Annotated in this window: 2 protein-coding genes and 2 pseudogenes; 3 read left to right on the top strand and 1 reads right to left on the bottom strand. The window is 61.3% G+C overall.

What is annotated here, in order from left to right:
* The 3 genes and pseudogenes from B4E36_RS22300 to B4E36_RS22290 all read left to right on the top strand — a co-directional run.
* Nucleotides 1-321, top strand: a pseudogene (locus tag B4E36_RS22300) (hypothetical protein); the annotation flags it as partial.
* 4 nt (nt 322-325) lie between these two features.
* Nucleotides 326-2305, top strand: coding sequence for a UvrD-helicase domain-containing protein (locus B4E36_RS22295; RefSeq protein ID WP_292060042.1), 1980 nt, complete (start codon nt 326-328; stop codon nt 2303-2305).
* Nucleotides 2302-3627: a hypothetical protein gene (locus B4E36_RS22290; protein WP_292060039.1), complete on the top strand. Its 1326-nt coding sequence runs from the start codon at nt 2302-2304 to the stop codon at nt 3625-3627. The genes B4E36_RS22295 and B4E36_RS22290 overlap by 4 nt, the downstream gene beginning before the upstream one ends.
* A gap of 496 nt (nt 3628-4123) precedes the next feature.
* On the opposite strand, the pseudogene B4E36_RS22285 reads toward B4E36_RS22290, so the two are convergent.
* Nucleotides 4124-5024 (bottom strand): annotated as a pseudogene (locus tag B4E36_RS22285) (DEAD/DEAH box helicase); the annotation flags it as partial.

Raw genomic sequence — 5024 nt, 5'->3', positions numbered from 1 at the left:
ATTGTGGAGAAGGCCAGCGAGACCTACGCGGGTTGGAAAGAGGCGAGCCTCTCTACGACCGAGATTGCCGTCAAGATCTACCAGCCCGTCCATGACAAGGAGGCCTCCAAGGCCGAAGTCGCCGAGCAACTCGCCGCAATACTGCGCAAACGTAGCGATACGCCGGAGCAGATGCGCGATCGACTCCCGCCCTATCTGGTGCGCGCGATCGACTACGTGACCGGTGGCTATGTCCCCGGGGCACCGGCGATCGCTGCCGATCCGGAAGACGAAGAGGTTGGCGTCGCTGGAATGGACGGCGCCGCGGCGGCGGGGGCATAGCGCAATGTTCGAGATCCTGCCGCTCACGCCTGAACTGCTTGCTGAGCTTGGTGACGAGCTGGGCGGCTGCGATTTCACCGATCCTAGCCAGATCGACTTCTTGGCCAAGGCCGCTCCCTGTGACGTGCAGGCGGCACCGGGCAACGGCAAGACGACACTGTTGGCGGCGAAGCTCGCGCTGCTGTCGCGCAATTGGACGACCCGCAGGCGCGGCGTATGCGTCATCTCGCACACCAACGCGGCGCGGACCGAGGTCGAAGATTTGATCGCCAGCCATCCGACTGCGGCGCGGCTGATGGCCTATCCTCATTTCACCGGCACGGTCACGGCATTCATCAACCAGTATCTCGCCTTGCCCTATCTTCGAGGCCTGGGCTGGCACGTGCGCCAGATTGACGACGATGCTTTCGCGGCCGAGGCATTGCGGCACTATCCGTCGTTCTGGGCACTGAAAAAGCAAGCCGAGAGGGCCAGCGCAACTGTCGCCAAATGGGTTGGTAATCTCACGCTCGATCCAGCCTTCGATGACGTAAGGCAAGAACCCGAAAGCCTGATAGTGCAGCGGCAAAAGGGTCAGCATGGTGCTGATACAGATTGCGGCAAGGCGCTATCAAAGCTCAAGGCCGCGATGGTCAAGAGTGGGATCTATCGCTATGCCGACATGACTGCGCTCGCGTGGCGTGCGCTCCGTGAAAACCCGGGTCTGGCCGAGCGGCTTCGCGATCGGTTTCCGCTCGTCATTCTTGATGAGGCGCAGGACACGCATGGCGACCAGCTCCGGCTGCTGGAGCACGTGTTCAAGCAAGGCGGGGCGGCGTTCCAGCGTCTCGGGGACAGCAATCAGACGCTATACGAGGACGATGGAGCTGCACCGGCATATTGGACGCCGGGCGCCGACTGCATCCCTCTCGATACGAGCCGCCGGTTCGGCGGGGAGATCGCCAGTTTTGCAAGCCGGCTGACCGCGCGCCAGGCCCAGACCATTGTCGGGCTGGGCCCACGGCCGGCGTCGCGGGTGATGTTCCTGTTCGATGAAGCTTCGATTGGTAGGGTTCTCGGAGCCTTCGCCGAAGAAGCACGCGCGCTGTGGGGTGGCGATTGCAGCACGCGCGACGTTTGGGCGGTCGCGTCGCGCCACAATCTGGCCGGCAAGAAAGGGGCATGGCGGCCTAAAAGTCTCGTCGACTATCATCCCGCATATCGCAGTGAGGGCGGGTCTCGATCAAAAGCGAATCTCTTTTGCCGGCAGCTTCAGAAGGCTGCCGTGCACTATGCCGCGGCGCGACCGCCCGCAGAGGTCAGTGAGATGCTCGCCGCGGGGGTGTCGGGGCTGGCGCGGGCTCATGGTTGGAAAGCGGCGAATGATCGTCCGATCACCGCGCACAATGTCTGGGCGGCCCTGGCGCATCGCGACCTCGGGTTGCCCCGCACTGTGCGTCGATTGTTGCGGGACCATGTGCTTACCGGCGCTGCGGTGTGGGAAGAGGCGGCATGGCTGGCATTTATGGAAGCGTTGCTACCACTGTTCAGTCCGGCTCCCCAGGGCTCCGAGGGCGAGATCGCGGACTTTTGCACCTTTGTCGCCGAACAGAAGGCCGATCTTGCCGACCCCGAGCGCCGCTCCACGAAACAGGTTCAATTCGACGATCTCACGTTGCGGCTGGGGTCGATCCACTCGGTCAAGGGTAAGAGCGTCGATGGCATTCTCGTCCTCGAGAGCGAGATTTGGAAAGGCAATAGCGCGGACGAGCAGTGCATCGATCTGGCTGCGGTGCTTCCACGCGCGTTCGGCGTTACCGACGAGCTCTTTACGGGGGTAAGGCTCACCGCGGCGACAAACGTCTTCGTCGGCGTGACCAGGCCGCGCGAGCTGTTGGGGCTCGCGCTGCGCAAATCCGAAGCAATGGTCCTGATAGGCCCCGCCACGGACCAAGGCTGGAAACTTGTCGACCTGGTCGCGCAGGCCGCGGAGCCGAAGGAATGAGCGGGCCCATATCGACTGCCGGACTGGGGACGTCGACCAAGCTGATAGGTTTGACCAAGCATACGAAACACGGCCATGTGCCAAGCCCGGTCTCGCCGCATTTCGTGGCGCCCCCGGCGCAGCCGGTCCTGTCATTCAATTCGATTGCCTTGGCCGCCGCCATCGCGAGGACGGCGACGACTTGGGATGATGCGCCCGTCGTTCTACTCGACGGATTGCAGCAAAGCGCTCTGATCGAACTGGAAACTTTGCTCCAGGATGGATCGGCCTTTGCGCTCGAATCTCATTTCAAATTCCTCGCGGATACTGCTGGATCGCAGTTTGCGGCCAAAGTCGGCGCCGGGATTGCCCACCTCTACATGGACGCTCTCGGCTACGCATGGCGCGCCAACGCGGCGTGCCTGTCGTCGTCGCTCGATCCCCATGCGGATTTCATTTACGAAGGTGGCAACGCGTCCGGCCACGGTGTTGTGCTCGCCGAGGCGCACGGTTCGTTCGCCAAAGATGCGAGCGCCGCCAAGGTAGCGAATGCCGCGAAGAGAAAGTACGTCAAGCAGGTAAAGCCCTTTGTCGCGAAGCCGTCGCCGTTCGGTGAGGTCATCCACGGCTATTCAATTGCGTTCGGCTCGAAGCCGACAGCAGCCGGGAGCTTCCTGGCCGTGTCGGAAACACGGATTTCGAAGACGCGAAAACGAACTCCACCGCCAAGTGACCCTCAGAGAGGCGCGATACCCGAAGGCACGCCGGCGCCGATGGCTCTTGCGACCCATCGTTCGAACTTTCTTTTGATGGGCGCGCCGGAAGTAACAAATTGGATTGACTGGATCCGCTCGCCAGAGTCCCCAGCTCCCGAGCGACATGGCGTTCCGTTCCTTCGATTTGGCTATGCGGGGCGAACCTATTTAGCGGTGCCTCCGTGGCTTTTGCGGCCGGGCGGTCCTCCATGGTGGATCGAGGATTACTTCGAGCATCCAGAGTGGTGGCGACTTGCTCGGCGCACACGTTTGTCGCCATCGCGTCACCTTGGCTTTGACTTCGGCTGGTTCGCGATCGAGGAGAAGGCGGCAGCCGAATTCTTGAACGCGCTGAGCAATGCGATCCGCGACCGAGCGGTAGGGCTGCCGGCAACGATGAAGCTTCCAACCGTCGAACCAACAGGCTTTTCTCTCGAAGCGGAAGATCGCATTGCTCGGGCCGACGCAGATGAGCCTTATCGGTATGCGCTTTTCCGCGACGGCTTGGCTCTTCTGGGAGAGCCGTTCCGAGGGCGGCCGCGCGATGTGGTTGTCTGGTCGCCCGATGAAGGGATGGCGCTCGGATGATGCGCATCGGGTCGCGTCGCACAGCGCGCTGTGCTATGAGTCCGCGACGGTACTTTCTTGGTTCGTTGCGAGACTCATCTGCGTCGTCGAAAATGGGTCCTGAGAGGCGATCGACCTCGATAGATATCGAAACCGCACAAAAAATTTTCGTGCGATTTTCCCTTTAAAATCAACACCGTAAGATTTTGACGGTCCGAGGGTCGGCTTTTGGCGTCGAAGGCAAGAAAAAACCCAGCTAGATCAATGACCTAACTGGGTTTAGAACAATCGAGTGGGCCGGAGGGGAGTACAAACGGCGGCTATATCGTGGTTTCGGTGGCCGTTTATACATCGGATAATTGTTGTTCTAAACCGTGTCGCACTTCCACCGAGCAGGCTTACTCCCTTTCCGTATTCGAGAGGAAACTGCGCGTACAAAGGGTAGAACCGCTCTGAGCCTGATTCTGCCAATTCAAGCCAAGTCACGCCTTCGTCTAAAGCGCGGTTGCGCGGCCACCTACGCGATAATCCGGCGGATTTCCTCTAAAAGCAGCGGCGAGAGGTCGTAAGCATCCAGCGGGGCTAACCTCAGCCACACTCGCGCCTCTTCGACCGTCATCGCTTTGTTGGCGGTGGCGTCGTTGAGGATTGCTGCCGTTACGCGCGAAAGCCCGAGCCCCATGAAGCTGATCATCGAACGGTCGGAGGCACCGACCTCAAGATAGAGTGGGATCGGAGGCACAGACCGAACCAGTTCTGGGAAGCCTGCGTCCTCGAACACGCGCTCAAGAACCGCGCAGTAGCAGGACATGAGGCGGACGATCTCAAAGCGGATAACCTTCTCGATAGTCTCGAGCGTTCCGCGGATCACCGTTCGGCTGTTCTGGCCAGATTTGTAGCTGAGAGCGTTGTCGATGATCTGCGGAAGCGGGTCGCCACGCATCCAGAATACCGACATCAACGCTTGGTAGCGGTGACGCCGATCGGTCGGCTTCAAACTGAGAAGGTGCGTGTTGCAGAGCCTCAATATTGCCGCATAGGAATCAAACGCGCCGGCCTCACGCGGATGGGCGGGTATCAGCTCCCGGGCCTTGGCGCGGTCACCTCCCGCCGCCATCATCATCGCCGCGTGCAGCGACTGCTGCCGGTGGGGCGACAGATTGGGGCTCTGCCGCAAGACCTCGATAGGGAGTGTTAGCGCCACAACCGCGTCGCCGAGAGCGTTACTTACTTGGACAGTCGCCTCGTTCGTGCTTCCGCCGCTCGCTAGGCGGTCGAGGGTGACCTGGAGCGTGCCATGCGCATGGTCGTCGAGGAGACGGACGAACAACGTGTGAAGGTCGTCGTCCCCAGTCTGCCCGTCCGAGGGGGCGTCGCGCATGGTCGCGACGAGGTCATCGAGCCGCTGACTGACGCCT

Origin of the sequence: Martelella sp. UBA3392, assembly GCF_002358775.1 — a bacterium.
In the GTDB taxonomy this organism is placed as follows: domain Bacteria; phylum Pseudomonadota; class Alphaproteobacteria; order Rhizobiales; family Rhizobiaceae; genus Martelella; species Martelella mediterranea.
Note: the sequence above shows the minus strand (reverse complement) of the source record. Positions and strands in the feature narration are given on the sequence as shown.

Bases quoted from the DNA above. Each gene is read 5' to 3' on its own strand.
- B4E36_RS22295 (WP_292060042.1), top strand. From the start codon at position 326: ATGTTCGAGATCCTGCCGCTCACGCCTGAACTGCTTGCTGAGCTTGGT.
- B4E36_RS22290 (WP_292060039.1), top strand. From the start codon at position 2,302: ATGAGCGGGCCCATATCGACTGCCGGACTGGGGACGTCGACCAAGCTG.